Here is a 24289-nt window from a genome sequence, read left to right on the forward strand (position 1 = left end):
GGCGGTCCTCACGACTCCACGCCGGTAATCTCGAACCGCGCGCCGCCCGCCTCGCTCTCGGTCACCCGAATCTCCCAGCCGTGGGCCTCGACTATCTGCTCGACGATTGCCAGACCGAACCCGTTGCCGTCCTCCGAGTGGGTGTACCCGGAGGTGAACACCTCGTCGCGCTCGTCTTCGGGGATGCCCGGGCCGTCGTCGGCGACGTAGATTCCCGACCGGTCCTCGAGGTCACCGACGGCGACGCTCGGTCGGTCGCCCGCGTGCGAGAGGGCGTTGCCGAGGAGGTTCGCGAACACGCGCCGGAGACGGTCACGGTCGGCCTCGACCGTCCGGTCGGTGGTCACGGTGATGTCCGCGCCGTCGTGCTGTAACTCCATCCAGCACTCGGAGACGAGGGTCGGTAGCGACACGGGCGTCGTCTCCTCGACGGTCACGCCTTCTCGCGCCCACGTGAGGACGTCGCTCACGAGGTCGGACATTCGCTCGTGGGCGGCCGAGACGCGGTCCAGATGGGCCTCGTCCACCGGACCGTCTCCCTCCCTCGCCAGTTCGAGGTGGACCGCCGCGAGGTCGAGCGGCGTCCTGAGGTCGTGCGAGACGATGGAGGCGAACTCGTCCAACCGCTCGTTCTGGCGAGCGAGCGCCTGCTCGCGCTCTCGGAGCGTCTGCTCGCGTTCGACCTGCTTGAGCGCCGACTGGATGTTCGCCGCGAGGACGCTCCCCAGCGAGACGTCCGCGTCGTCGAACTCGTCGACCGACGTGGAGGCCGGGAGCAGGATGCCCCGGTCCCCGAGGGGCAACACCATCTCCGACCGGATTGGAGTCTCCTCGTTCAGGACGTTCGGGTCCTCACGGACGTCCGCGTTGACGATTGGTTCGCCCCGCTCGAACGCCTGCCACGCGATGCCGTCGCCCTCGGTGAACGTCGGGACCGCCTCGAACAGTTCGTCGGTGCACTCCGTGGTCGCGGCGGGGACGAGGCCGCCGCTCTCCTCGTCGTAGAGGTGGATGGCGTTGATGTCGTGCCCGAGGATGTCGCGGGCCGCCGACAGTCCGATGTCCAGCACCTCGTCGGTGGACTCGGCGGTCATCAACCGTCGAGCCGTCTCGTGGAGCGCCGTCAACCGTTCCTCGTAGGTCGTCCGCTCGGTGATGTCCGTGTAGACGCCGTAGGCGAGCATCTCGCCGTCCGCGTGTTCGATTGGGACGTTCCGGAACAGGAAGTCCCGGTGGTCCCCGTCGGCCGTCTCGCGCCGGACTTCCCGGGAGACGCGCTCCCCGTTCAGGACCGCCCGGTCGATTTCGGCCGCACCGTCCGCCCGGTCCGCCGGGACGAGGAGGTCGTTGACAGATTGCCCGACGGCCTCCTCGGCGTCGTAGCCGAACACCGCCTCGAAGGCGGCGTTGGCCCGTCGAATGCGGGGTTCGCCGTCCTCGAAGTCGGTGACGACGGTGGGGTCCGGGAGGTTGTCGAACAGCGCACGGTACCGGTCGACGGCGCGGCGGCAGTCGCTGACGTCGCGGACGACGCCGACGTACACCGGTTCCTGTCCGGGTACGGCGCGGAGTCGTCCCTCGACCGGTACACTACCGTCCTCGGCGAGCAACCGCTTCTCGTAGGAGAGGGGGTCGTTCCCGTCGGTTTCGACGAACCGGGCGAACGCGTCGCAGGCGTCGTCGGCGTCCGTGGGTGCTGTCAGGTCCGAGAAGTGACGGCCGACGATGTCCGCGGCGTCGCTCCCGGTCAGTTCGCACAGTCCCTCGTTGACGAAGACGAACTCGCCGTCATCGTCGACGGCGAACACCGGGTCGGCGACGGCCTGTAACAGTCCGTCCGCCGAGAACCGCTCGGACGCGTAGCCGGTGCCGCCCGTCTGTCCCCCGTCGGTGACCGGCGTGTCGTCGTCCAGCCGCCGCAGGATACCCACGGACCCGCGGAACGACTCGCCCTCGTACGGCAAGACGCCCATATGGTCGCGGCACTCGACCACCCCCCCGTCCGCCGTCTCTATCGTGGCGCGGAACCGCGTCGTCTCCGGGCCTTCGCTCGACAGCAGGCGGCCGAGTTCCGCCTCCGCGCGCTCGACGGTAGACTCGGGTTTGACGAACGAGGTTGGCCGACCCATAATCTCTTCCCGTTCGTACCCGGTCATCCGGGCGAACGGTTCGTTGACGAAGCGGAAGGTCCCCGTCTCGTCGACGACGTACACCGGGTAGGCGAGCGCGTCGATGACCGTCTCGTAGCGGTCGGCTTTCACCTGTGCGTGGTACTGCTTGGTCGCGTTTCGGATGCGATTGGCGAGCAGGTCGTACTGCTCGGGACCGCCCTTCTGGAGGTAGCCGGTGACGCCGGCGTTGAGCGCGTCGGCCGCGACGGACTCGCTGCCGCGACCGGTAAAGAGGATGAACGGGAAGTCGGCGTGGTCGAACTGCGGGGACAGGCGGTCGTACAGTTCCAACCCGTCGACCCGCGGCATCTCGTAGTCGCTGACGACGCAGTCGAACTCGTCGGCGTCGAACCGGTCGAGGGCGGCCTCCGGGTCGTTGGTCGCCGAGACGCGGATTCCGTCCTCGCGTTCCAGCATCGTCGCGGCGAGGTCGGTGATGGCCGGGTCGTCGTCGACGTGGAGAACGTGGATATCACCGGCGGGCATTGGGATATATTCGCCGACCAACCACTTCAACGCGAGGGGCCCGTTATCAAATCGGAAAGCCACGGGCCGCGGCCTCGCACAGCGCCCCTCAGTTCTTCGGGTTGTAGTCGTCGCCGTAGATGTCGCGGAGTTTCTGTTCGAACTCCCCGCGGATGTTGCGCCGCTTTTTCTTCATCGACGGGGTGAGCAGGTCGTTCTCTGCCGTCCACTCCTTGGGGACGAGTTCGAACTGCTTGATTCGCTCAATCTTCTCCAGTTCCTCGTTCGTCTCGTCGACGGCCGCCTGCATCCACTCGCGGACCCGGTCGTCTGCACACCGGGCGTAGTCGTCGTCGGGGAGGTCGACCCCTTCCCTGTCGGCCCACCGCTCCAGTTCCTCGAAGTTGGGGACGATGAGTGCGCCGACGAACTTCTGGTCGTCGCCGACCGCCATTATCTGTTCGACCCGGTCGCTGGTCGAGAACAGGTCCTCTATCGGCTGTGGTGCGACGTTCTTCCCGGTCGAGAGCACCAGCAGTTCCTTCAGGCGGTCGTGATAGACGAGGAAGTCGTCGGGGGTCTGTTCGACGATGTCGCCGGTTCGGAACCACCGCTTGCCGTCGACTTCGGTGAACGACCGCTCGGTGGCACCGGGTTCCTCCCAGTACCCGTCGGTGACGTTCGGCCCGACCACGAGGAGTTCGCCGAGGGGGCCGGTCACGTCGTCGAACTCCTCGTCGTCCACCACGTCCGTATCGAGGCGGACGTCGACCTCGTGGACGGGCACGCCGAGCGTCCCCGGGCGGACGTCTTCCGGTGGGTTGACCGTGATGACCGGCGACGTCTCGGTGAGGCCGTACCCCTCGACGATGGTCAGCCCCATGCCGAGGAACGTCTCGCAGAGTTCCTTCGAGAGGCTCCCGCCGCCGCTCACCATGAACTCGACGTTGCCGCCCAGTTTCTCCTTGACGGTGCTGTAGACGAGGCGGTCTGCCAGTCCGTGTTTGAGTTCGAGGACCGTCCCGGGGTCGTCGGCTCGCGCGTAGTCGCGGGCGACGTCGATGGCCCACTCGAAGATGCGGTTCTTCGCCGCCGATTCGCTGGCCTGTTCCCGCATGTTGGCGAAGATGCGCTCGTAGACCCGGGGGACGCTCGCACCCGTGTTCGGTCGAATCTGCTGTATGTCGTCGGCCAGCGTATCCGGGTGTTCGACGTAGCCGACGGCCGCGCCGGACCCGAACATGAAGAAGTGGCCGGCCAGTCGCTCGAAGACGTGCGCCAGCGGCAGGAACGCGATAGAGGTCGTCTCGGGCGTGACGACGGGCAGGTCGGGATGCTTGTCGGGCCGGGGCGCGAGGCGCTTCCGCGTCTGGTTGACGTTGGCCCGGAAGTTCCGGTGTGTCAGTCGGACGCCCTTCGGTTGGCCCGTGGTCCCCGACGTGTAGATGAGGCTGGCGAGGTCGTTCGGGTCGCGGTCGGCCAGCCACGAGCGGTAGGTCTCCTCGTCGAACGCCGCCTCGCCGCGTCGGTGGACCTCGTCGAGCGAGTAGACGTTCTCACGCTCCACGTCGTGGTCGTCGACGACCACGATGAACTCGAGCGAGAGGTCGTCCTCGACTTCGAGTACCCGCTGGAGCAGTTCCTCGTTCTCGACGACGACGGCCTCTGCACCGGGGTCGTCGAGCAGGTAGCGGACCTGCTTGGGCGAAGACTCGGTGTACACCGTCGTGACGACGCCCCCGGCAGAGAGGAGCGCGAAGTCTGTGAGTGCCCACTCCATGCGGGTGTTCGAGAACAGGCCCACCCGCGTGTCGTCGTCGACGCCGAGGTCGCGGAACCCCGCCGCGAGGTGTTTCACGAGGTCGTGCATCTCCCGGTAGGTGATGCTCGCGTACTCCCCGGGGGGCGCCGCGGGTAACGCGTCGTCCGTCAACGACCGGTCGTAGACCCCGCCCTTGTACAGTTGCGCCGTGGTGTCGGCGTTGCGCTCTGCGCTCGCGGCGAACAGTTCCCCCAGCGTATCGTCGCCAATCACCTCGTCGGTGTAGGATGCCTCTGCGTCACGCCAACTCGGTGTCCCTGCCATGGCCCTCCGTTCGGAAGGCGTGGACAAATATATCAGGGAAGTTCACAGGTGACCTGTTTGCAAAAGTTTTCCCAGCAAGGACCACCGCACCCGACGCAACCAGATTCGGCGGGACGAATCACTCGATGTGGATGTCGGACCCGGTGACGTCCTCGTCCTCGTCGACGGTGAACCGGACTTCGAGGACGCCGTTGCGGTACGTCGCGGTGGCGTCTTCGGGGTCCACGTGGGCCGGGAGGGTGATGGACTCGGTCACGGTCCGGCTCCGGTAGCCCATGCCGTCGCCCACCTCGTGTTCGCCGCTGAGGTGGAGTTCGTCGTCGCGGAGGCGGAGCGAGAGTTCGTCGCGCTCGAACCCGGGGAGGTCGGCGAGGACCACGAAGCCGTCGTCCGTCTCCTCGATGGAGATGCCGGCGTCCCAGCCGCGTTCGTCGCCGAACGAGACGTCACCGAACGAGGTGTCGCGCCACGGTGTCGTCATCTCGCTTCGCATCTGGTCGAACAGTCGTTCCATGCTGTCGAAGGGGTATCGTCGTCCTCTCATAACACCTCCTTATACGCCGAGCGAGATGATAAAGGAGTATGGACACGTGATAGCAGACGGCCAGTAGCGCTCCTGTACGGTCACGTATCGGCGCATCTGACGTCGACCCGTCGGCTGGCTCCCCAACCGCGGGGCTTTTTCGCGTCGGGTGCGCACCGGGGAGTATGACAGACGGGTGGTTCGTCGGACTCGACCCCGAAGACGAGTCGGCCGCGGCCGACCGCATCAGGACCGGCCGGGCCGACGCGCCCGAGGCGTGGCCTCAGCAGGCCGTCGATGCCGGGTTCGCGGCCGACGAGGAGGAGTACTACGACCGGTTGCACGCGGCGACGGTGGCTGCGACGCGGGCCGCCGTCCACGAGCGAGAGACGGCCGACGACCAACAACTCGTCCACGCGATTCGGGCGATGGCCGACTGCGAGCGGACCGCCAACGAACTCGCCGAGCGGGTCGCGGAGTGGGCGGGAAGCCGATACGGCGAGAGCGGGACCGGCGTCGAGTTCGCCCGCGAACTGGCAGCGCGCGACGCGACGGACGAGGGCGACGCCGCCCTCCGGTCGCTCGCCGAGCGAACCGCCGGACTCGCCGACGAGGCCGAGGACCTGCGGGCGTACGTAGAGCGGACCGCGCCCGCCGTCGCACCGAACCTCTCGGCGCTCGCGGGCCCGGTGCTCGCGGCCCGACTCGTCTCGCTGGCCGGAGGCCTCGAAGCCCTCGCGAAGCAACCCAGCGGCACCGTGCAAGTGCTCGGCGCGGAGGACGCCTTGTTCGCGCACCTGCGCGGCGGCGCGCCCTCGCCCAAGCACGGCATCATCTTCACCCACGAGTACGTCAGCGGGACGCGTCGGGAGGAGCGCGGGTCTGCCGCCCGGGCGCTGGCCGGGAAGTTGAGCATCGCCGCGCGGGTGGACCACTACAGCGGCGACCTGCGGCCGGACCTGGAACGCGAACTGGACGAGCGCATCGAGCGCATCCGCTCGCGCGGGGGTGACGAGGAGTGACCGTCCCCGACGGCGTCGAGCGTCACGACTTCGACGGGACGACGAGCATCGCCACGCGGGGCCACCCGGAGTACGGCGAACGGACCGACGGCGAGTGGCGTCGCTGGGACCCTCATCGCTCGAAACTCGGCGCGATGCTCGAACTCGGCATGGACACCGGCCTCTCCGCCGACCAGACCACGCTGTACCTCGGGGCCGCCGCGGGGACGACGGTGAGCCACGTCGCCGACTTCGGCGGTCCGACCTACGCCGTCGAGTTCGCCCCGCGCCCAGCGCGAGACTTGCTCGACGTAGCCGAACGGCGGCCCAACCTCTTTCCCCTCCTGAAGGACGCCCGGAAACCCGAGACGTACGCGCACGTCGTCGAACCGGTCGACGTGGTCGTGCAGGACGTGGCGACCCGCGGACAGGGACGCGTCGCAGACCTCAACGGGCGGTTCCTCCGCGACGACGGCTATCTCCTGGCCGCCATCAAGGCCCGGAGCGAGGACGTGACCGCCGACCCAGACGACGTCTTCGAGGACGTCCTCGGGGACATCGAGTCGGCCTACGAGGTGTTGGAGACCCAACGGCTCGAACCGTACCACGACGACCACCTCGGCGTGGTTGCTCGACCCCGGCGGAAGTGAGTGGTCACCGTCCCCGGACAGAAGGCTTTAGCACATCGGTTGCCATGCACCAGTCGATGGATGAAACGGGGTCTCACGAGAACTTCACCCGGATGGGTACGTTGGGTATCGAAGAGGAGTTCTACGTCGTCGACGAGTACGGTCGCCCCACGTCCGGGACGGACGAACTCGTCTACGGGGCAGACCCCCCGGAACTGCTGGACGGACGCCTCGACCACGAACTGTTCAAGTGCGTCATCGAGACGCAGACGCCGCTCATAACGGACCCGAGCGCCGCCCGAGAGCAACTGCTCGCCGTGCGGTCCGCGCTCGCCGACCACGCGGAGCGACACGGGTTCGGAATCGCCGCCGCCGGCCTGCACCCGCTGGCGAAGTGGCGGGAACTCGAACACGCCGAGAAGCCGCGCTACCGTGCCCAACTCGACCGCATTCAGTATCCACAGCACCGGAACACGACGGCGGGCTTCCACGTCCACGTCGGGGTCGACGACCCCGATAAGGCCGTCTGGGTGGCGAACGAACTCCGCTGGTACATGCCTCTCCTGCTGGCGCTGTCGGCGAACTCCCCGTACTGGAACGGGTTCGACACCGGCCTCCAGTCGGCGCGCGCGAAGATTTTCGAGGCGCTACCCAACACGGGCATGCCGACGGCGTTCGAGGACTACGCGGCGTTCGACCGCTACGAGCGACGGATGGTCGAGAGCGGGAGCATCGACGACAGGGGTGAACTCTGGTTCGACGTCCGTCCACACTCCGGACACGGGACCGTCGAGGTCCGCGCGCCGGACGGGCAGGCCGACCCCGACGTCGTGCTCGCGTTCGTGGAGTACGTCCACGCCCTCGTTGACGACCTCGCCGCCCGCTACGAGGACGGCGAGTCCGGGACCGGTCTCCGGCGCGAGTTACTCGACGAGAACAAGTGGCGAGCCATCCGGCACGGACGGTCGACGGAACTGCTCAGCCGCGACGCCAGCGAGACGGTCCCGGTCGAGGACATCGTCGTCCGCGAGTGCGACAGACTGGGCGTCGACGGTCTCCTGACGCTGTTCGACCGGGAGAGCGGTGCGGAACGGCAGCGACGGATTCGGCGGGAAGAGGGCGTCCAAGCGCTCTGCGAGTCGCTGTCGCTCGATTACGCCTGAAACGAGTACCGATACCCGGAGGGCATCGGTGCGAAACGGCTCTGGATACCACCAGAACCCCCGGTGTCCCCACACCGATCTGACATCCCGTCCCCGGGAAAGGGTCGTGTCTCAGTCCCACAGCAGTAACGCCCGGCGGCCCCCACCGGGCCCCGGAACATCCTTCGCCGTCCACCGTCAGTAACGGTTACTCGGTCGTGCCGTGCGACGATGTACCCTATTGATTACTGTAGTAAAATAGTAGTGGGTCGGTCTCAGTGACGATAGCAGGAACCGGATTTCGGAGTCGTTTAAGTTCTACCGGCCAATATCGGCAGAAACGCTCACTGGTCATGCACGTTTCAGTTGGCTAGTGTTTTCTAGTGAATTGGTCGGTGGACATCCCCGGACGGTCCCGACGGCCGAACCCGCTCTGACCCCCCGAGCCAACCTTTTTATCCGGCAATCACTTTCGTCCTCACAGAGACAACGCATGTCTGCAGACGACCCACACGACGACGCGGAAGAGACCGGGGACGTGCGCGAACGAATCGAACAGGAGGCCGACCGTGCGGTCGAACAGTTCGACGAGGGCATCGTGGACCTGCTGGCGTGGCTGCTGGACACGGAGACGCGCGCCCGCATCTACGTCAGCCTGCGACAGAACCCCGAGAGCACGAGCGACGAAATTTCGGAGGCGACCGGACTCTACCCGAGCACGGTCCGGGAGGCGCTCGCGGCGCTCCACGAGGAGGGGACGGTCACGCGCTCGAAGCGCGAGAGCGACGGCGCCGGGAACAACCCCTACGAGTACAGCGCCATCCCGCCGAGCGAACTCGTCAATACCGTCGTCGGCGACATCCAGTCAGAGCTCAACACCGTGTTCAACTTGGACGCCCACCTCGGTGAGACGGGCGACGCGTCGTCGGACGACGAACCGGTCACCATCTCCGTCGAGGACGCCGACGACGAGACCGAAGAGTAGCGAGCGACTGTGCGTGGGGGTGTGACGCTCTCTCGAAGGGTGCTGAAGACGACACCACTAAATCAGGTGGTGCCGTTGCCCGGGATATGAAGGTCGCACTGGGCGGGACGTTCGACCCCATCCACGACGGACACCGCGCGCTGTTCGAGCGCGCGTTCGAACTCGGCGACGTGACGGTCGGACTCACCAGTGACGACCTCGCACCGAAGACTCGGCACGACCAGCGACACGTTCGCTCGTTCGCAGACCGGCGGGCCGACCTCGCGGACGAACTCTCGTCGCTGGCGACGCAGTACGACCGTGAGTGGGAGATCCGGAAACTCTCGGAACCGACCGGCATCGCCACCGAAGCGCAGTTCGACGTCCTCGTCGTCTCACCCGAGACGGAGACGGGCGGTAAGCGAATCAACGAGATTCGGCGGGAGCGCGGCCACGACCCCCTCGAAATCGAAGTCGTCCCGCACGTCCACGCCGACGACGGCGACATCATCTCCTCGACGCGCATCGTCAAGGGCGAAATCGACGAACACGGCAATCTGACGCCGGAGCGCGACGGCCGCGGGCAACCGACGTAGCCTACCAGTCGGGGGCTTCCAGTCCCGCGCTCTCAAGCAGGTCCTTCCACCGCTGTTGGACTGTCAACCGAGAGACGTCGGTGGCGTCGGCGACGGCCGTCTGTGACCGCTCCTCGCCCGCGACCAGCGCGCCGACGTAGACGCTCGCCGCCATCGTCGCTCGCTTCGAGCGGTCCTCGTCCGGGAGCGTCGAGAGGAACAGGTCGACGGCGTGGGACCGCGCCTGCGTCCCGAGGTCCAGCGTCTCCGCGGCCGTCTCTATCTCCGACAGCCACTCGTTCTGTTCGACCCGGTCGCTGGCGCGATACATGGACCGTGGTTGCGCCCGAACCCACCTAAATCTTCGTCGCCGGCAAGCGAAGGGTTCTTGATTACCTCGCAGAAACGAACGACTGCGCGCGGGTTGCCGAGCCAGGAAAAGGCGTAGCGCTTAGGACGCTATCCCGTAGGGGTCCGCCGGTTCAAATCCGGTCCCGCGCACTCTCAACCCCACGCCGTACCCCGATTTTCGCTTCGGCAGGAAACCAACAATGGAAGACCTGCCAATCATGCTCTCGCGCTATCCCTCTTTCACCAACGGGGAAATCGACACCGAGAGAGCCATACCAGTAGTACCGAAATCGCACGACGGCGAGCTAACTGAGAAACAACTCGTAGACTACAAAGACGGTCGAGTGAAATTCCTGTCATGGCTAATTAAAATCGGGAAGAATCCGGAAAAGGCCGAGGGGTACTCGCCGTACACGGTTTTCTCCACAGCGTATCGAACCGCGAGGTTCGACCTGTGGCTTTGGCAACAGAAAGGAGAGTACAAATATCCGCCCGAATCCGAGGACGCCGCCGCATACATGGACTACCTCGCTATCTCCGACAAAAGCCAAACCGCGAAGGGCAAAGCTCAGGAAGGACTCCAGCACTTCTCGAAGTGGCTCCATCACGAGCGAGGTCGAGACCTCTGGGAGTTCGAGTATTCATTTGATGGGTCCGGCGGCAACCACCAACCACAGGACTTTCTGACGCGCGAGGAGCGCCACGCTATCCGACAAGCAGCACTCAACGAGGGGAACATCCCAGCCTACGACTCTCTCACCGCGAACGAGCGAAGGGGGTGGAAGCTCTACATCTCGAATGCGCTGGGGAAGAAGTACGAAGACGTGACGCGAGGTGACTGGGACGAAGTAAACGGATGGGAAATCACCTCGCTCGTATGGACCAGCCTCGACGCTGGACTAAGGCCCAACGAAGTCCGAAACGCAAGGGTGGACTGGGTAGACACCAAAAACGGCATCCTCAGAATCCCCAAAGACGAATCCTCGAAGAACGAGGGCAACTGGACTGTCAGCCTGACCGACCGAACGGCCTCGGCTCTCTCTCGATGGTTGGAGGAGAGGGAACACTACGAACGCTACGATGGGTCCGATAGCCTCTGGTTGACGAGCCACGGGAACCCCTACGGTTCAAAGAGCCTCCGCCGACTCCTTCATCGGCTTTGTGACCGAGCCGGTATCGAGACTGCCAATCGAAAGATGAGCTGGTACACTATTCGTCACTCCGTCGGGACCTACATGACCAAAGAGCGAGACCTTGCCGCCGCGAAGGCTCAACTCCGCCACAAGAATCCGATGACGACTATGAAATACGACCAAGTGCCCGTCGAAGACAGACGAGACGCACTCGATAAGATGGGATAACCGAGGAGGCCACCACAGACTACATCTTGAATATCGAAAAATCAACATTTTGTGCCGCGAGTAGCTGTAACCCCCGCCCCAAACGCTGTGTTAGGCAGAGGCTCGTCGGAGCGGTCTCGGCTTAGAGAGCTTCCGCTGAGTCCACCCACCTCCCCTCACTCGTTGCCAGCCGACCTGCTTCATCAGGTGGAGCGTCCGATACCTCTCGAACTTCTTGCGTTTCTCGGGGTCGTTGACTTCCATTTTTTCGACCACTTCAACCGGGGGGTGAAGCTTGGTCCAAGCACTTCCCCTCCCGTTCATGTGAGATGAGATTCGCCGCTTGATGTCCCCCGAACTGCCGACGTAGTAGTTGTCATCGGCAAGCTTCAGGACGTAGATTCCTCTCATGGTTTTGTCAGTATTGTCATATCTCTGGAATGAACTACGACAGATTGCTGTCGATGCGCTGAGCGCCTTGTAGGAGGAGACCCCTCCAAGTGAGTCCGTGCTGTTGCTTGATTCGCTGGAGTTCTCGGTACTGTTCGCCGTCCGGTACGTCGATGAATATCTGGTGTTCGTTAGTCATGGGTCGAAATCCGGGGAGGCCGCCGATGTGAACGCGGTAGAACGTGCTTCTTCGCGCTTGTCACAGCGCGGGTAGGTTCTGCGCAATGAGAACGAACGCGCAGACGACCGCGATGTCCACCATGCGGGCCTCCCCGGGTCTGAACTCGGTGGGAATTCTTCGATTCACTCTCGGTACTTCCGGGTTGCTACTGGGGTGTACCCCGAGGGGTACATCTGGACTCTCCCCTCAACAGTAGGGGTATCGTCCTCGGTTGCTTGCGCGTTGCCTCGGGCTGTGTCCAAAGGGCTGTCTGTCCCGCGTTGGAAACCAGCGTAGAGTACGCCAGCGTCGCTTGCACGTCGTTGAGCGCCCTGAGGTGCGACTCAGATTGCTCTCCGTGCAAGGCCGCCCACCACCCCACGGCAGAGGCGCTTGAGTCGCACCCAGTAGACACGACTCACCTGCAAACGGACGATTGGCCTTAGCCCCCTGTTCCTCCGGCCAAGGCCGGAGCGGTCGGAAGCTAACCAAATCTCAGCCCGAGCTTTTGACCCGAGCGCCGTCCTAAGGTTACGACCCTCCTCGAAGCAAGACCAATGAATCTTACCTGTCGGAGAGCCGCCCCTTCGTCATCACCTACGTCCTCGTCCTCACTACTATGAAAGGTAAATGGTTTATATAGGGGTGGGGGAGGGGTTCCCCTCAATGAATACAGGCTGCATCTAACGGCTGACCCCACTCCGCGAATCAGCTTCTGTGCATCGTCCACACGGTCGGGATTACTATTCCCCGTAGTCGCCATCATCGGGGGAGCGACTTACCCCAAAATCTGGGAAAATTCGGCCAATAAACGGAGTCGGACTTACCATAACGCGGGCCAATGGGCCCCGATGGTGTGCCAACCCCACCCGCCCAAGATATGTAAGATTTATTTGTATCTCACAGAAACACCAGTCTTGAATAATACTTTCATCCACTACGGTCGAATCTCGCTTGTTGCTCGCTCTTTATATATGGTTCATTCTCCGCCCCGGTGCCGCTCCCTACGGCCTTCCGGGTGTCAAAACGACCAATCCCATTCACCCCCTCACCGGAACGGCACAGCGCCCCTTCTGGTGCCTGTGAGAGGAACGTGGCAGGTCGGCAGTTCCCCCAGTCTGCTCGGTCTCGTTAGAAACCCTAAGAGTGTCCCCTCAGAACGGTGGTTACACGTTCACTCTACCGTGCTGTAGCTCGTTATAACCCGTGGACCCCCCGAAGACTGCTACGCGTAGTCTTCCGAGAGCTACAACACGGGGTCCACAGCTCAACTGTACGAGTCTGAGTGGGAGTCCTCCTCGGGTTGATACCCATCGAGTAGTTACCACGTAGTGTTACACCCCCCTATAGTCCCCCATTGGCTTCCGGCCGCGACACCCTCTGCACCCTCCTGAGAGAAACGACTGTCAGCACCTCGCATGGTACACAGTAAATGCCGGCGACTTGGCCAAATATAACAAAACTCAAAGTATTATTCTTTTCAGATAGTTCAGCGGAAGCCATGGACATCGGCCCCAACCAGATGTAGGGTTCACAGACAAAGCGGGAACTCGCCCGAGAGCCGTATGGAATCCAAGGTAGCTTCGGGACCCCCGCGGCGACCTCCTCGGATAGAGACTCGATGATGAAAGTGGCATTCGTGGCAAAAGCAGTCCGTTTAGTCAACGTTTATCAATCGGTAGTAAAGAAGCAGATACATGCCGAGTCCGACTGAGTTCTTCGACTCTCTCGATTCCATCGGGACACGGACCGATGGGGAAATGAGTGAGCGAGATGTCGAAAATTTGTTCCTCGAAACAGGATTCTATACTGCTCTGGGGTACGAGGGGACCGGGACAGACATTCGAAGTGAGTTCACCCTTCCCGACGACCGCCGTCCGGACTATATCACGCTGGACACCAACGAAGCCGTCACGGCGGTCTACGAGTTCAAGACGACCGACCGCGACCTCCCGCCCAACGAGGACCAGTTGTTCCACTACATGGACAACCTCCGGGCGGAGTACGGAGTACTGACGAACGGCGAGGAACTCCGCTTGTACAGTCAGAGCCAGTCAAGGCCCATACTCGTCGTTTCGCTCGGTTCCGTTTCCGACAGCGACGCGCGAGACCTGTTTAGCGCTCTCCAGAAACGCGAGTTCGACCTCACCGACCCCGAGGACGTGAATCAGTTCCTCGGAAGCCTCGACCCCATCCCGCTCGACCAGCAGGCCGAACTTGGGCAGGAACACTTCTTCGACACCTTCCGACTCGAAGAAGACAGCCCGTTCGCCGACCTCGTCACCGGGATGATGGACCTGCTCCACGAACTGCGCGACGACCGGGAGGCCAAGTTTGTAAAGGGAGCATACGACTTCTGGGAAGCGACGTACGCCGACGAGCCGGACGAGGTTCCCGACTCGTGGGAGCCGTTCATCGACGGCAATCAGTCGCTCCGGGACTTTATGTTCTGTCTGGAGAGCGGCCACGCACTCCTTGCCCGGCTCCTGCTGGCGAAGGCAACCGAAGACCACGACTTCTTCGCGGGAACGGGCTACAACGGGATGGACGACTACTTCCGAGGACTTCAGGGCTTCAACCAGACCATCAATCTCGACGCCTTCCCCGTCGCCGCCGACAACCTCATCGACGACATGCAGGACCAGTTGGTTGAGGGCCTGTTCCAAGACGACATCTTCGTGTGGTGGACTGACGGCTACGCGGAGCAACTGGCCCGAGGGCACGAAACCGGAGCGAGCCAGTTCAGAGAAGTCGCCGAAGGTACGGGGTCCGTTGAGCGCATTAGTGAAGCCACCCGTGACCGATTCAGCCGCGCCGTCGCCGAGGTCTTCTTCAATGTCCTTCGATTCGACTTCTCGGACGTTCAGGGTGACCTGCTCGGCGACCTCTACCAACGGTACTTCGACCCGGAGACCCGCAAAGCGCTCGGGGAGTTCTACACGCCACAGCCGGTCATCGACTACATCATGGACGGCGTCGGCTACGAGCGCGGCGTCTCGAACCAACGGCTCATCGACCCCGCATGCGGCTCTGGGACGTTTCTCGTCGAGGCCGTCCGGCGGTACATCGGCGACGTGGAACGCTACGAAGACAGTCCCGACTGGGAGGACCACCTTCGAGACCTCTGTACCCGCCCGCGTGTTGTCGGCCTCGACATCCACCCTTTCGCCGTACTGATGGCGCAAATCCGCTTTGTGGTGGCGATTCTCCCCGCGTACCGGAAGGCGAAGGAGATGAATCCGGGTTTCACGATTCGCCGCCTTCCCATCTACCGCACCGACACCCTACGCAACGAGCGTGAACTCACCGGGGCGGACATCGGCGAGGATGGTAGTCGGCAGATGACCTTCGACGCGATGACCGAGGACGAGCAGGACGTTCGGATTCCCGTTCCGCTCCCAGTCGAAGTAGACGAGGATGAAGTTCCGGAGGCGGAGGACGGGTTCCTCGTTCGCCGCGTCCGGATGCCGCTGTTTGACACGATTCAGTTGGAGACAGGGGTGAGCAATTTCGGCGAATACTTCGCGGCACTACAGGGCGTGCTGGACACGGTCAAAGACCACATGGCCTACGCCGAGGAAGTCGGTGGGGCCTTCGACTGGACGTACCAGAGCGGGCTTGAGGAGAACATCAACAACTATACCGACCAAGACTACTCCGGCGTCGAAGAGTTCTTCACGCCCTACGTGGACGACATGCTGGAGAACGTCCGCTACTTGAAGGATGAACACAATGACGGGCGGCTGTTCAAAATGTTCGAGGACACGGTGTTGGCTCTCGTTGTCAAGAATTACATGGAGTACGATTACGTCGTCGGAAATCCGCCGTATGTGAGCAGCCAGAACATCCCTGACGAGCAAAAGGAGATGTTGGACACGTTGTATCCTGACTCTACTACGGACCAGTATGACCTGTACTGTCCCTTCTTCGACCGTGGCTTAGAGTGGCTTGGTGAGGGAGACCGGTTAGGATTCATCACTCCGAATCAGTTCATGGTCGCCAACTACGGTGAAGGCGTTCGTAAACTGATTCAAGAAAATACGGTTGTTGAGCAGATTCAAGACTTCCGAGATTCGGGGGTTTTCAAAGATGCGACGAACTATCCAGTAATTACCGTTCTCCAAACCGAGGACGACGAAGAAGCCCGTTCCAGTAATACTGTGCGATGTGGACGGGTGAAATCAAACATAGATGAAGATAGCGGCAGGGAACTGGATGAACAAATCGTTGAGACAATCCGGACAGAATACGACAACCCCGGATACACCGATGAATATGTAGACATCTTTGACTATCCTCAGTCACGACTATCCACGGATAGATGGCCAGTCATGCCCGAATCTGAGTGGGAGGTGTTCAAGAAGATTGAATCGGAGTCCGACCACATAGTAGATGACGTGACTGAAGCGGTGTTTCAGGGCATCATGACTGGGAAAAAGGGAGTCTACATCGTAGACGTACTTGATGCTGAGATGGTGGCTGCCAGCGACTCTGGTGATACTGTTACTATCTTGCCTACTGGTAGTGAGCAAGAGTACGAAATTGAAACAGATGTACTTAGACCCTTTATTGATGGTAAGGAGGTAGAGCGCTGGCAAGTAACATGGGGTGGACTCCACATTGTCCATCCCTACCGTATGGAGGGAACGGAGGACGGGGAACTAAATGCCGAACCCATCGAGGAGGACACACTATCTGCCGAACTTCCACTTACGATGAACTACTTTGACGCTCATCGAGAGGAACTTAGTACCCGTTCAAGTCTGGGCAACAAGAAATGGTATGAATACAGCCGACCGCAGAATTTAGAAAGGTTTGAAAGGCCAAAATTAATTCTGTCAAAGATTGCTGACAAGGCAACTTACATGTCCGATACCGAGGGCACGTGGTATTTCACTACGCCTTATTCTGTTCTTCTCGACGATGAGCGGGCCGACTTGGCTAAGGAAATGACGGCTCAACTCAACTCAAATGTGTTGGATTTCTACTTCAAGCACATCTCGGCAGTCAAAGCGGGCGGATTCTACGAGTATCTCAATCAGTATCTCACCCCAGTTCCGTGTATGGTTGGTGGAAGTGATGGGGAGTTTGCGCGGATAGAAGATTCCGTAGATACGATTCTTTCGACCTTACAAACAGAAAACAGGGCTGACCGATTCCCCGAGGCATATCTCGGCGACTACGATGGCGAACTCGATTATATCACCTACGAGTGGCAGACCCGTCGCTATCCGGTGAGTGCCGAAGTGCAAGGCGACGTTGAGGGAGATTTCACCGTGCAAGCCGGACGTTCGGACACCATCAGCGACGCCGCGATGTACTCCGACGACCGAGAGGCACGGAAAGCCCGAGCAGATTACGTGCGGGTGGCTGTGGACGGTCGAAACGTCAAGAGCGGTGAGGAGACGACTATCCCAATTCCTCGAAGTGACGACGGTGTTGAAGAACTGCTTGCCCGACGTGACGAGGACCGCGAGCAGGTAGAGCAGGTGGACATCGAAGAACTTGAAGCCGATATTGACGATGCAGTCTACGACCTGTTCAACCTCACCGGGCAGGAGCAGGAAGTCATTGAGGAGTATTTAGAAGTCTTCTGACTCCTCCCGGCCTCCCCGGATGAATGTTCAAGGTGAGGTCCGGTCAGGAAGGTATCGCCTGCTACAACGGATGGGTTGGCAAGCGAGTGATAAAGTAGTGTGTTTGGAAACAGCGACTGGCGCTACCCCGTAGAAGTGCTTATATTGATTGCCGTTTAATCGGGTGTTGTCGAAGTGGAAATTGGTGGTAGCGGCCCGAGACGCGGCGTAGCCGCGTCTGGTGCTTAGGACGCTATCCCGTAGGGGTCCGCCGGTTCAAATCCGGTCCCGCGCACTTCTCCGCGACCGACTCGTGAGAAGTGTCTGCGTAGTCAGTCCGAGTCCGACCTTACTTGTGCGTGAACAGCACCACGCGACCGTCGTCGATGGTCGTACAGAGGTCCATCTCGAAGTCGAGGTTGAGCGACGTGAACTCCTGTTTGCAGACGACCATGTCGTCGAACGGCTTCTCACAGGCCGGGCAGGCGACGGCCGTCGTGTTCTGGTACGACTTGATGGCTTCGTTGTCCTCGCGGGGCGTCAGCGACGAAATGAGTTCGTCGAAGTCCTCCATACCCCGAGTGACGGCCCCCGTCGCTTAAATCATGCGCCCAGACGAAGGCCGTCCGAGCGAGTGCGCACAGACCGCACCGGAGGGATAAAGTGGGCTTGCACAACTCCAAGCGAGTATGGAACGCTCGCCCGACGGAACTCGGTTCGTCCTCGTCGCGGGGACGACGGCGACGGCGGAGAGAGACGGTATCAGCGCGGCCGGAGCGGACCCGGACCTGATGACGACGACGCCGGCGGCCGACGCGGAACTGCTCACCTACGGCCGGCCCGTGCGGACGGAAACGGTCCCCGTGAGCCCCAGTGGGTGTCCGACCCCGGCGTTGGTCACCCGCGCGGTGCGCGAGGTACTGGGATTCGACGTGGCCGTCGTCGACGGGGGTTTGGCAGAGCCGACGGCCGCACCGACGGTGACCGTCGGCGCCGGAGCGGGTCGGGACATCGCCGAACAGGACCCGGTGCCGACGGCACACGGCGCTTTCGAGGCGGCCCGGCAGTTCGGGCGGAAACTCCCGGCCGACGAACTGTGGCTGGCGGAGACGGTTCCCGGCGGCACGACGACGGCGTTGGGTGTGTTGCGGGCGCTGGGCGAGGACGCGATGGTCTCCTCGTCGCTCCCCGAGAACCCAATCGAGCAGAAAGAGCGGGCCGTCGAAGCGGGCTTGGCGGCGAGTTCGCTGGACCCCGGCGACGCCGCCGACCAACCCAAGCGGGCCGTCCGGCGGATGGGCGACCCGGTGCTGGCGACGGTTGCGGGGCTGGCGGCCGGGGCCGTGGAGTCCGATACGGCGGTGACGCTGGCCGGCGGGACACAGCAACTCGCCGCCGCGGCGCTGGTCCGTCACGGCGGCTACGAGGGGCGACTGGGACTGGCGACGACGGCCTACGTCGACGACGACGAGACGGCGAACCTCCGGGAGAGCGCGGTCCGACTTGACCTCGACCTGACCGTGACCGACCCCGGGTTCGCGTCGGCCGACCACGTGGCGATGGAGCGGTTCGTCGCGGGCGAGGCCAAGGAGGGCGTCGGGATGGGCGGGGCGCTGGCGCTGGCGGACCGGGCCGGCGTTCCCATGGCCGACGTGCGCGAGCGGTTCGCCGCCGTCTACGACGACTTGGTGGACGAAGCCGCCGTCGGAGGCGCGCCGTGAGTTCGGAGGTGGAGCCGTGAAGGGCGTCGTCCTCGCAGGAACGGCCTCGAACGTGGGGAAGACGGTGGCGACGCTGGCGACGCTCTCGGCGCTGGAGTCAGCGGGCTACGACCCCCAACCCGCGAAGGCCGGCCCGGACTTCATCGACCCGAGCCACCACGAGGCGCTCGTCGGCAAGCCCTCGCGCTCGCTGGACCCGTGGCTGGCCGGCGAGGACGGGACGCTGCGGACCTACTGGCGGGGCGAGGGCGACGTCTGCGTCGTCGAGGGGATGATGGGTCTCTACGACGGGACGAAGGCCTCGACGGCCAGCGTCGCCGAGGCGCTCGACCTGCCCGTCGTCCTCGTGGTGGACGCCGAGGCCGGGATGGAGAGCGTCGGTGCGACGGCGCTCGGGTTCCAGCAGTACGCACAGCGCGTGGGCCGCGACATCGACGTGGTCGGCGTCCTCGCGCAACGCGCCCACGGCGGGCGCCACGCGGAGGGCATCCGCGACGCGATACCCGAAGAACTGCGGTATCTCGGTCGGGTTCCGCCGACGCCGGACCTCGAAATCCCGGACCGTCACCTCGGCCTCCAGATGGGGGACGAGGCCGCACTGGACGACACCGCGCTGGCGGCCGCCGCGGAGTCCATCGACGCCGACGGACTGGCGGACGTCGCACGGGAACCGCCGCGCGTCGCCCCTACCGACGTGAACGAGACGGACGCCACCGTGGCCGTGGCACGGGACGCCGCGTTCTGTTTCGTCTACCCGAGCACCGTCGAGCGATTGCGTGAGCGGGGGACGGTGACGACGTTCTCGCCGCTGGCGGCTGACGCCGTCCCCGACGCCGACGCGGTGTACCTGCCCGGCGGCTACCCGGAACTCCACGCGGCGGCCCTCGCCGACTCGGAGACGCTCGACGGACTGGCGGCGCGGGCGGCCGACGGCCTGCCGGTCTACGGCGAGTGCGGCGGCCTGATGGCCCTCTCGGAGTCGCTGACGACCGCCGATGGCGACACCCACGAGATGGCGGGCGTGTTGCCGGCGACGGTCGAGATGCGTGACCGGTATCAGGCGCTGGACCACGTCGAACTGACGGCTTCGCGGGACTCGACGGTCGCGGCGGCGGGAACCCGCCGGAGGGGCCACGAGTTTCACTACTCCTCGGCCACCGTCGATTCCGACGCCCGGTTCGCTTTCGACGTGGTCCGGGGCGACGGCATCGACGGCGACCACGACGGCCTCACAGAGTACCGGACCGTCGTGACGTACTGTCACGCACACGCCGCGAGCGGGGCGTTCGACCGGCTACTATCAAGTTGAGTAGGTTTCGGTGGGGTTGCGAACCCGTCTGCCGAGCGGCGGACGAACGGCTGACTGCCCACAAACTTTTTTCCTGTCTACAATAGTGATACGTACAATGAACGAGTTGCGCGACCTACTGGAAGATGTGGTCGCAGACGCCGACGCGGTGTTCCTCTTCTCTCCGAGTACGGCGGACTTCGAGCGGTTCACAGACACCGAGGAGACGGTGGTCGTCGTCGGCCCGGAGAACGCCGTCGAGGCGGAGACCTTCGTCGAACTCCCCATCGACTTCACGGACTTAGAGGGGCGTATCCGCTTCGGCATCGAGGGCGCCCTCGACAGGGAGTTTGTCGAGGAGGGCGACGAAGTCGTCTGTGTGAGCGGCTTCATGGGCGGAACGGCCAACACCATCGCCCGCATCGAGACCGCCGACTTCTCGCCGTCGGGCGTCTACGACCTGTTCGTCAACTCTCGCGCCGAACCCGGCGTCGTCCGCGACGTCTTCGAGGTGGCCGTCGAACTCGGGAAGAAAGGCCAGAAGGGCAAACCCGTCGGCGCACTGTTCGTCGTCGGCGACGCCGGCAAGGTGATGAACAAGTCCCGGCCGCTCTCGTACAACCCCTTCGAGAAGTCCCACGTCCACGTCGGCGACCCCATCGTCAACGTGATGCTGAAGGAGTTCTCGCGGCTGGACGGCGCGTTCGTCATCTCCGACGCCGGGAAGATAGTCTCGGCGTACCGCTATCTGGAACCGTCCGCCGAGGGCGTGGACATCCCGAAGGGCCTCGGGGCCCGGCACATGGCCGGCGGGGCCATCACCCGTGACACGAACGCGACGGCCATCGTCCTCTCGGAGAGCGACGGACTCGTTCGCGCGTTCAAAGGCGGGGAACTCGTCCTCGAAATCGACCCAGAGGAGTACTGACGATGCAGTTCGGATTCGAGTGGCCGGACCTCATCCGGACGCTGTTCTCGCCGGAGGGAACCTTCGTCGTCTCCCTGTTGGTGCTCGGACTCGGCGTACTGGTCGGCTTCCTCGTCTGGCGGGCCTCCAGAGAGTTCATGCGCGAACTGGGCGTCCCGGAGACGGTTGAGGGGACGCCGTTCGAGCGCACCGCCCGGAGTCTGGGCACCTCGACGGTGGGCATCGTCTCGAACCTCGCGGCGCTGTTCGTCTACGTCATCGCCATCACGGTGGCGCTGAACATCGCTCAACTCGTCAACCCCGAGGCGTACTGGACGCGCTTCACCGCGTTCCTGCCCGACCTGTTCATCGCCGTCTTCGCCATCATCATCGGCCTCATCGCCGGCGACAAGGCGCGACTCGTCGTCTCCGAGCGGTTGCGGAGCGTGAAACTCCCCGAGGCGACGGTCCTGCCGGAACTCGTCAAGTACAGCATCTTCTATCTGGCCATCCTCATCGCGCTGGGCCAGTTGAGCGTCGACACGATGGCGCTGCTCATCTTGCTCGCGGCGTACGCCTTCGGAGTGGTCTTCCTCGCCGGGTTGGCGCTGAAAGACCTCCTCGCGTCCAGTGCGGCCGGTCTCTACCTGCTCCTGACGGAACCGTACAGCATCGGCGACGAGGTCATCATCGGCGACCAACGCGGCATCGTCCAAGAGGTGGACATGTTCGTCACGCACGTCGAGAGCGAGGGCAAAGAGCACATCATCCCGAACCAGCAGGTCATGCAGTCCGGAATCGTCCGGGTCAGGGACTAGTCCTCCGAAGCCATCGGTTCGGCGGGGACGCCGGCGACGGTGGTCCCCGCCGGCACGTCTTCTGTGACCAGCGAGTTCGCCGCCACCTGCGCGTCCGCGCCGATTTCGACGCCCGGGAGGACGATTGCGCCCGCGCCAATCATCGCTCGCTCGCCGACGACCACTTCGCCCGTCCGGTACTCGTCCTGTAGGAACTCGTGACACAGCAGGGTCGCGTCGTAGCCGACGATGGCGTCGTCCCCGACCGTGATGAGTTCGGGCCAGAACACGTCCGGCGTGGCTTCCAGTCCCCACGCGACGCCGGTACCGACCGTCGTGCCGAGGCGGCGCAACAGCCAGTTCTTCAGCCGCAGGCTGGGAGAGACTCTACATATCCAGACGACGGCGTAGTTGAGCGCCACCCGCAGGGGGTGTTTCGCGCTCGGCCACGAGAACAGGGAGTTTCGGGGACCGGGCGTCGGATGGCGGTCGAGGTCGTCGTGTCGTGGGCCGCTCACGCCCGTCGGTTACGTCCGGGTGGTAATCAAACCACGCGGTCAGGTCCGCCGCCAGAACGTCGGCGTCAGGAGCACCATCACGGGGATAATCTCGATGCGGCCGACCCACATCAGCAGGACCATCAGGAGTTTGCTCGACCGGGCGAACCCGTCGTACGTGCCGTAGGGGCCGGCCTGCCCGAACGCCGGCCCGATGTTGAAGAACATCGACGCCGCGGCGCTGAGCGCCTCGAACTCGGTGATAGGGTCGCCCACGCGTTCGGCGTCGGCGACGAGCAGAACGGTCCCGACGATGAAGATGACCAGCGCGACCAACGTGTAGGCGTACACGTCCCGGATGGTGTCCTCGCTGACGACGTCTCGCCCGACTCTGACGGGGCGGACGCTCCGGGGCTGGGCCGAGACGTTCAGGTCCCGCCAGAACGACTTCGTGACGATGAGCCACCGGAGCGTCTTGATGGAACAGGTCGTAGAGCCGGCCATCCCGCCGCTGAACATCGCCACGAACAGGACGTTCTTCGCGGCCGCCGACCACGTGTTGAAGTCCGTCGAGGCGTAGCCCGTCGTCGTCACGATGGAGGCGACCTGAAACGTCGCGTGCCGGAGCGTCGTCTCGGGGTCGGCCGTGAACCGAGGGTCGACGACCAGCAGCCCTCCGACGAGTAGCGTCCCCGCTCCGAGGACACCGAGGTAGAAGCGGAACTCCTCGCTCCGCCGGAGTCTGCCGGTGTTACCGCCGACGAGCGCGTACAGCAACACGAAGTTGGTCGCACCGACTATCATGAACAGGGTGACGGCCCACTGGACCGCCGGCGAGAACGCGCCGACGCTCTCGGCCCGCGGCGAGAACCCGGCGGTGGCGATGGCCGTCAGCGCGTGGGCGACGGCGTCGAAGACGGTCATCTCGGGGGCGAGACCGACGGCGTTCAGCCCGATGAGGACGAGCGACGCCGCCGCGGTCAACAGGAGGTAGACGAGCGCCAGTATCTTCGCCGTGTCCTCGATGCCGGGCGTGAGTTTCGTGACGTCCTTCGTCCGCGTCTCGGTCTCCATCAACTGCGCGCCCGCGACCGAGAGCCGCGACAGCACCGCCGTCGCCAGCAGGAGCACCCCGAGACCGCCGAGCCACTGGAGTACCTGCCGCCACATCAGGAGGGCCTGTGAGTGGGCGTCGAAGTCCCTGATGACCGTCGCCCCCGTCGTCGTGATACCGCTCATCCCCTCGAACAGCGCGTTGACCGGGCTGGCGAACACGCCGGTTCCCTCGACGTACAGGGGGACGGCGCCGACGACGGCGATGCCCAGCCACGCCAGCGAGACGGTGAGGAACGCCTCGCGGTCGTGGATGCGGTGCCGTTCGAACTGCTTGAGCAGCGTGCCGACCACGAGCGTCGCGCCGATGGCGACGAGGTAGGGGACCGGCGACTCGCCGTAGACGAGTGCGACGAGCGCCGGCACCGCCAGCGGGACGACCAGCCACTGGAGAATCCGCCCGAGGACGTTCATCGAGGACCGAACGTCGACGCTCGTCAGCGCCACCTCGGGTCACGCTCCCTCTGGGTGACAGTCTCGACACACACAGGGCCACAGACAGCGGGGACTGGCTTCAATCCTGTGCGGCCAAC

20 protein-coding genes and 1 tRNA gene are annotated in these 24289 nt (G+C 63.8%); 12 read left to right on the forward strand and 9 right to left on the reverse strand.

Annotated features, from left to right (window positions below):
• Positions 1–8: 8 nt before the first annotated feature.
• The 3 genes from Hhyl6_RS01515 to Hhyl6_RS01525 all read right to left on the reverse strand — a co-directional run bounded on the left by Hhyl6_RS01515 (position 9) and on the right by Hhyl6_RS01525 (position 5266).
• Positions 9–2657 carry a PAS domain S-box protein gene (locus Hhyl6_RS01515; protein WP_483737453.1) on the reverse strand — a complete coding sequence of 883 codons (2649 nt, stop codon included), beginning with the start codon at positions 2655–2657 and terminating at the stop codon, positions 9–11.
• An 88-nt stretch (positions 2658–2745) separates the two neighbouring features.
• Positions 2746–4722 (reverse strand): AMP-dependent synthetase/ligase, encoded by a 1977-nt coding sequence (locus tag Hhyl6_RS01520; protein WP_483737454.1) that lies wholly within the window; start codon positions 4720–4722, stop codon positions 2746–2748.
• Between the two features lie 118 nt (positions 4723–4840).
• Complete coding sequence (locus tag Hhyl6_RS01525; RefSeq protein WP_483737455.1) at positions 4841–5266, reverse strand: Hsp20/alpha crystallin family protein; 426 nt, start codon at positions 5264–5266, stop codon at positions 4841–4843.
• Between the two features lie 164 nt (positions 5267–5430).
• Between Hhyl6_RS01525 and Hhyl6_RS01530 the strand changes: the two genes are divergently transcribed.
• The 5 genes from Hhyl6_RS01530 (at position 5431) to Hhyl6_RS01550 (ending at position 9577) form a co-directional block, all read left to right on the forward strand.
• The gene (locus Hhyl6_RS01530) at positions 5431–6267 is read left to right on the forward strand and encodes an NOP5/NOP56 family protein (protein ID WP_483737456.1); all 837 of its coding nucleotides are present in this window, start codon (positions 5431–5433) and stop codon (positions 6265–6267) included.
• Positions 6264–6896, forward strand: coding sequence for a fibrillarin-like rRNA/tRNA 2'-O-methyltransferase (locus tag Hhyl6_RS01535; RefSeq protein WP_483737457.1), 633 nt, complete (start codon positions 6264–6266; stop codon positions 6894–6896). Before Hhyl6_RS01530 ends, Hhyl6_RS01535 begins: the two co-directional genes overlap by 4 nt.
• Positions 6897–6952: 56 nt before the next feature.
• Complete coding sequence (locus Hhyl6_RS01540) at positions 6953–8038, forward strand: glutamate--cysteine ligase (RefSeq protein ID WP_483737458.1); 1086 nt, start codon at positions 6953–6955, stop codon at positions 8036–8038.
• 472 nt (positions 8039–8510) lie between these two features.
• On the forward strand, positions 8511–9002 hold the full coding sequence (locus Hhyl6_RS01545) for a helix-turn-helix domain-containing protein (protein ID WP_483737459.1): 492 nt from the start codon (positions 8511–8513) through the stop codon (positions 9000–9002).
• A gap of 86 nt (positions 9003–9088) precedes the next feature.
• The gene (locus Hhyl6_RS01550; RefSeq protein WP_483737460.1) at positions 9089–9577 is read left to right on the forward strand and encodes a phosphopantetheine adenylyltransferase; all 489 of its coding nucleotides are present in this window, start codon (positions 9089–9091) and stop codon (positions 9575–9577) included.
• Position 9578: 1 nt separating this feature from the next.
• On the opposite strand, the gene Hhyl6_RS01555 is transcribed toward Hhyl6_RS01550, so the two are convergent.
• Positions 9579–9887, reverse strand: coding sequence for a cyclin family protein (locus tag Hhyl6_RS01555; protein ID WP_483737461.1), 309 nt, complete (start codon positions 9885–9887; stop codon positions 9579–9581).
• Positions 9888–9973: 86 nt separating this feature from the next.
• Here Hhyl6_RS01555 and Hhyl6_RS01560 point away from each other — a divergent pair.
• Together Hhyl6_RS01560 and Hhyl6_RS01565 are read left to right on the forward strand one after the other, a co-directional pair.
• Positions 9974–10057 (forward strand) — tRNA-Leu (locus Hhyl6_RS01560).
• Between the two features lie 50 nt (positions 10058–10107).
• On the forward strand, positions 10108–11268 hold the full coding sequence (locus tag Hhyl6_RS01565) for a tyrosine-type recombinase/integrase (RefSeq protein ID WP_483737462.1): 1161 nt from the start codon (positions 10108–10110) through the stop codon (positions 11266–11268).
• Positions 11269–11358: 90 nt separating this feature from the next.
• On the opposite strand, the gene Hhyl6_RS01570 is transcribed toward Hhyl6_RS01565, so the two are convergent.
• Both Hhyl6_RS01570 and Hhyl6_RS01575 read right to left on the reverse strand, forming a co-directional pair.
• Positions 11359–11658 carry a GIY-YIG nuclease family protein gene (locus Hhyl6_RS01570; protein ID WP_483737463.1) on the reverse strand — a complete coding sequence of 100 codons (300 nt, stop codon included), beginning with the start codon at positions 11656–11658 and terminating at the stop codon, positions 11359–11361.
• Between the two features lie 34 nt (positions 11659–11692).
• On the reverse strand, positions 11693–11836 hold the full coding sequence (locus Hhyl6_RS01575) for a hypothetical protein (RefSeq protein WP_483737464.1): 144 nt from the start codon (positions 11834–11836) through the stop codon (positions 11693–11695).
• Between the two features lie 1718 nt (positions 11837–13554).
• Here Hhyl6_RS01575 and Hhyl6_RS01580 point away from each other — a divergent pair.
• Positions 13555–17454, forward strand: coding sequence for an Eco57I restriction-modification methylase domain-containing protein (locus Hhyl6_RS01580; RefSeq protein WP_483737465.1), 3900 nt, complete (start codon positions 13555–13557; stop codon positions 17452–17454).
• Positions 17455–17782: 328 nt separating this feature from the next.
• Here Hhyl6_RS01580 and Hhyl6_RS01585 read toward each other — a convergent pair whose 3' ends face one another.
• Complete coding sequence (locus Hhyl6_RS01585) at positions 17783–18007, reverse strand: DUF7385 family protein (RefSeq protein ID WP_483737466.1); 225 nt, start codon at positions 18005–18007, stop codon at positions 17783–17785.
• Positions 18008–18122: 115 nt separating this feature from the next.
• Here Hhyl6_RS01585 and Hhyl6_RS01590 point away from each other — a divergent pair, with 115 nt between their 5' ends.
• From Hhyl6_RS01590 to Hhyl6_RS01605, 4 genes are all read left to right on the forward strand, one after another.
• Complete coding sequence (locus Hhyl6_RS01590) at positions 18123–19154, forward strand: nicotinate-nucleotide--dimethylbenzimidazole phosphoribosyltransferase (RefSeq protein WP_483737467.1); 1032 nt, start codon at positions 18123–18125, stop codon at positions 19152–19154.
• Positions 19155–19170: 16 nt separating this feature from the next.
• Positions 19171–20463 (forward strand): cobyrinic acid a,c-diamide synthase, encoded by a 1293-nt coding sequence (locus tag Hhyl6_RS01595; protein ID WP_483737468.1) that lies wholly within the window; start codon positions 19171–19173, stop codon positions 20461–20463.
• A 97-nt stretch (positions 20464–20560) separates the two neighbouring features.
• Positions 20561–21370 (forward strand): diadenylate cyclase DacZ, encoded by an 810-nt coding sequence (gene dacZ / locus Hhyl6_RS01600; protein ID WP_483737469.1) that lies wholly within the window; start codon positions 20561–20563, stop codon positions 21368–21370.
• Between the two features lie 2 nt (positions 21371–21372).
• Positions 21373–22167, forward strand: a complete 795-nt coding sequence (locus Hhyl6_RS01605) for a mechanosensitive ion channel domain-containing protein (RefSeq protein WP_483737470.1) — start codon at positions 21373–21375, stop codon at positions 22165–22167.
• Here the strand turns inward: Hhyl6_RS01605 and Hhyl6_RS01610 are convergent.
• Both Hhyl6_RS01610 and Hhyl6_RS01615 read right to left on the reverse strand, forming a co-directional pair.
• On the reverse strand, positions 22164–22664 hold the full coding sequence (locus tag Hhyl6_RS01610) for an acyltransferase (RefSeq protein WP_483737471.1): 501 nt from the start codon (positions 22662–22664) through the stop codon (positions 22164–22166). The two genes, Hhyl6_RS01605 and Hhyl6_RS01610, sit on opposite strands and share 4 nt — an antisense overlap.
• Before the next feature lie 39 nt (positions 22665–22703).
• Entirely contained in the window at positions 22704–24203 is a 1500-nt protein-coding gene (locus Hhyl6_RS01615) for a TrkH family potassium uptake protein (RefSeq protein WP_483737472.1), read from the reverse strand.
• Positions 24204–24289: the final 86 nt, after the last annotated feature.

The organism is Haloarcula sp. H-hyl6 (genome assembly GCF_056934455.1).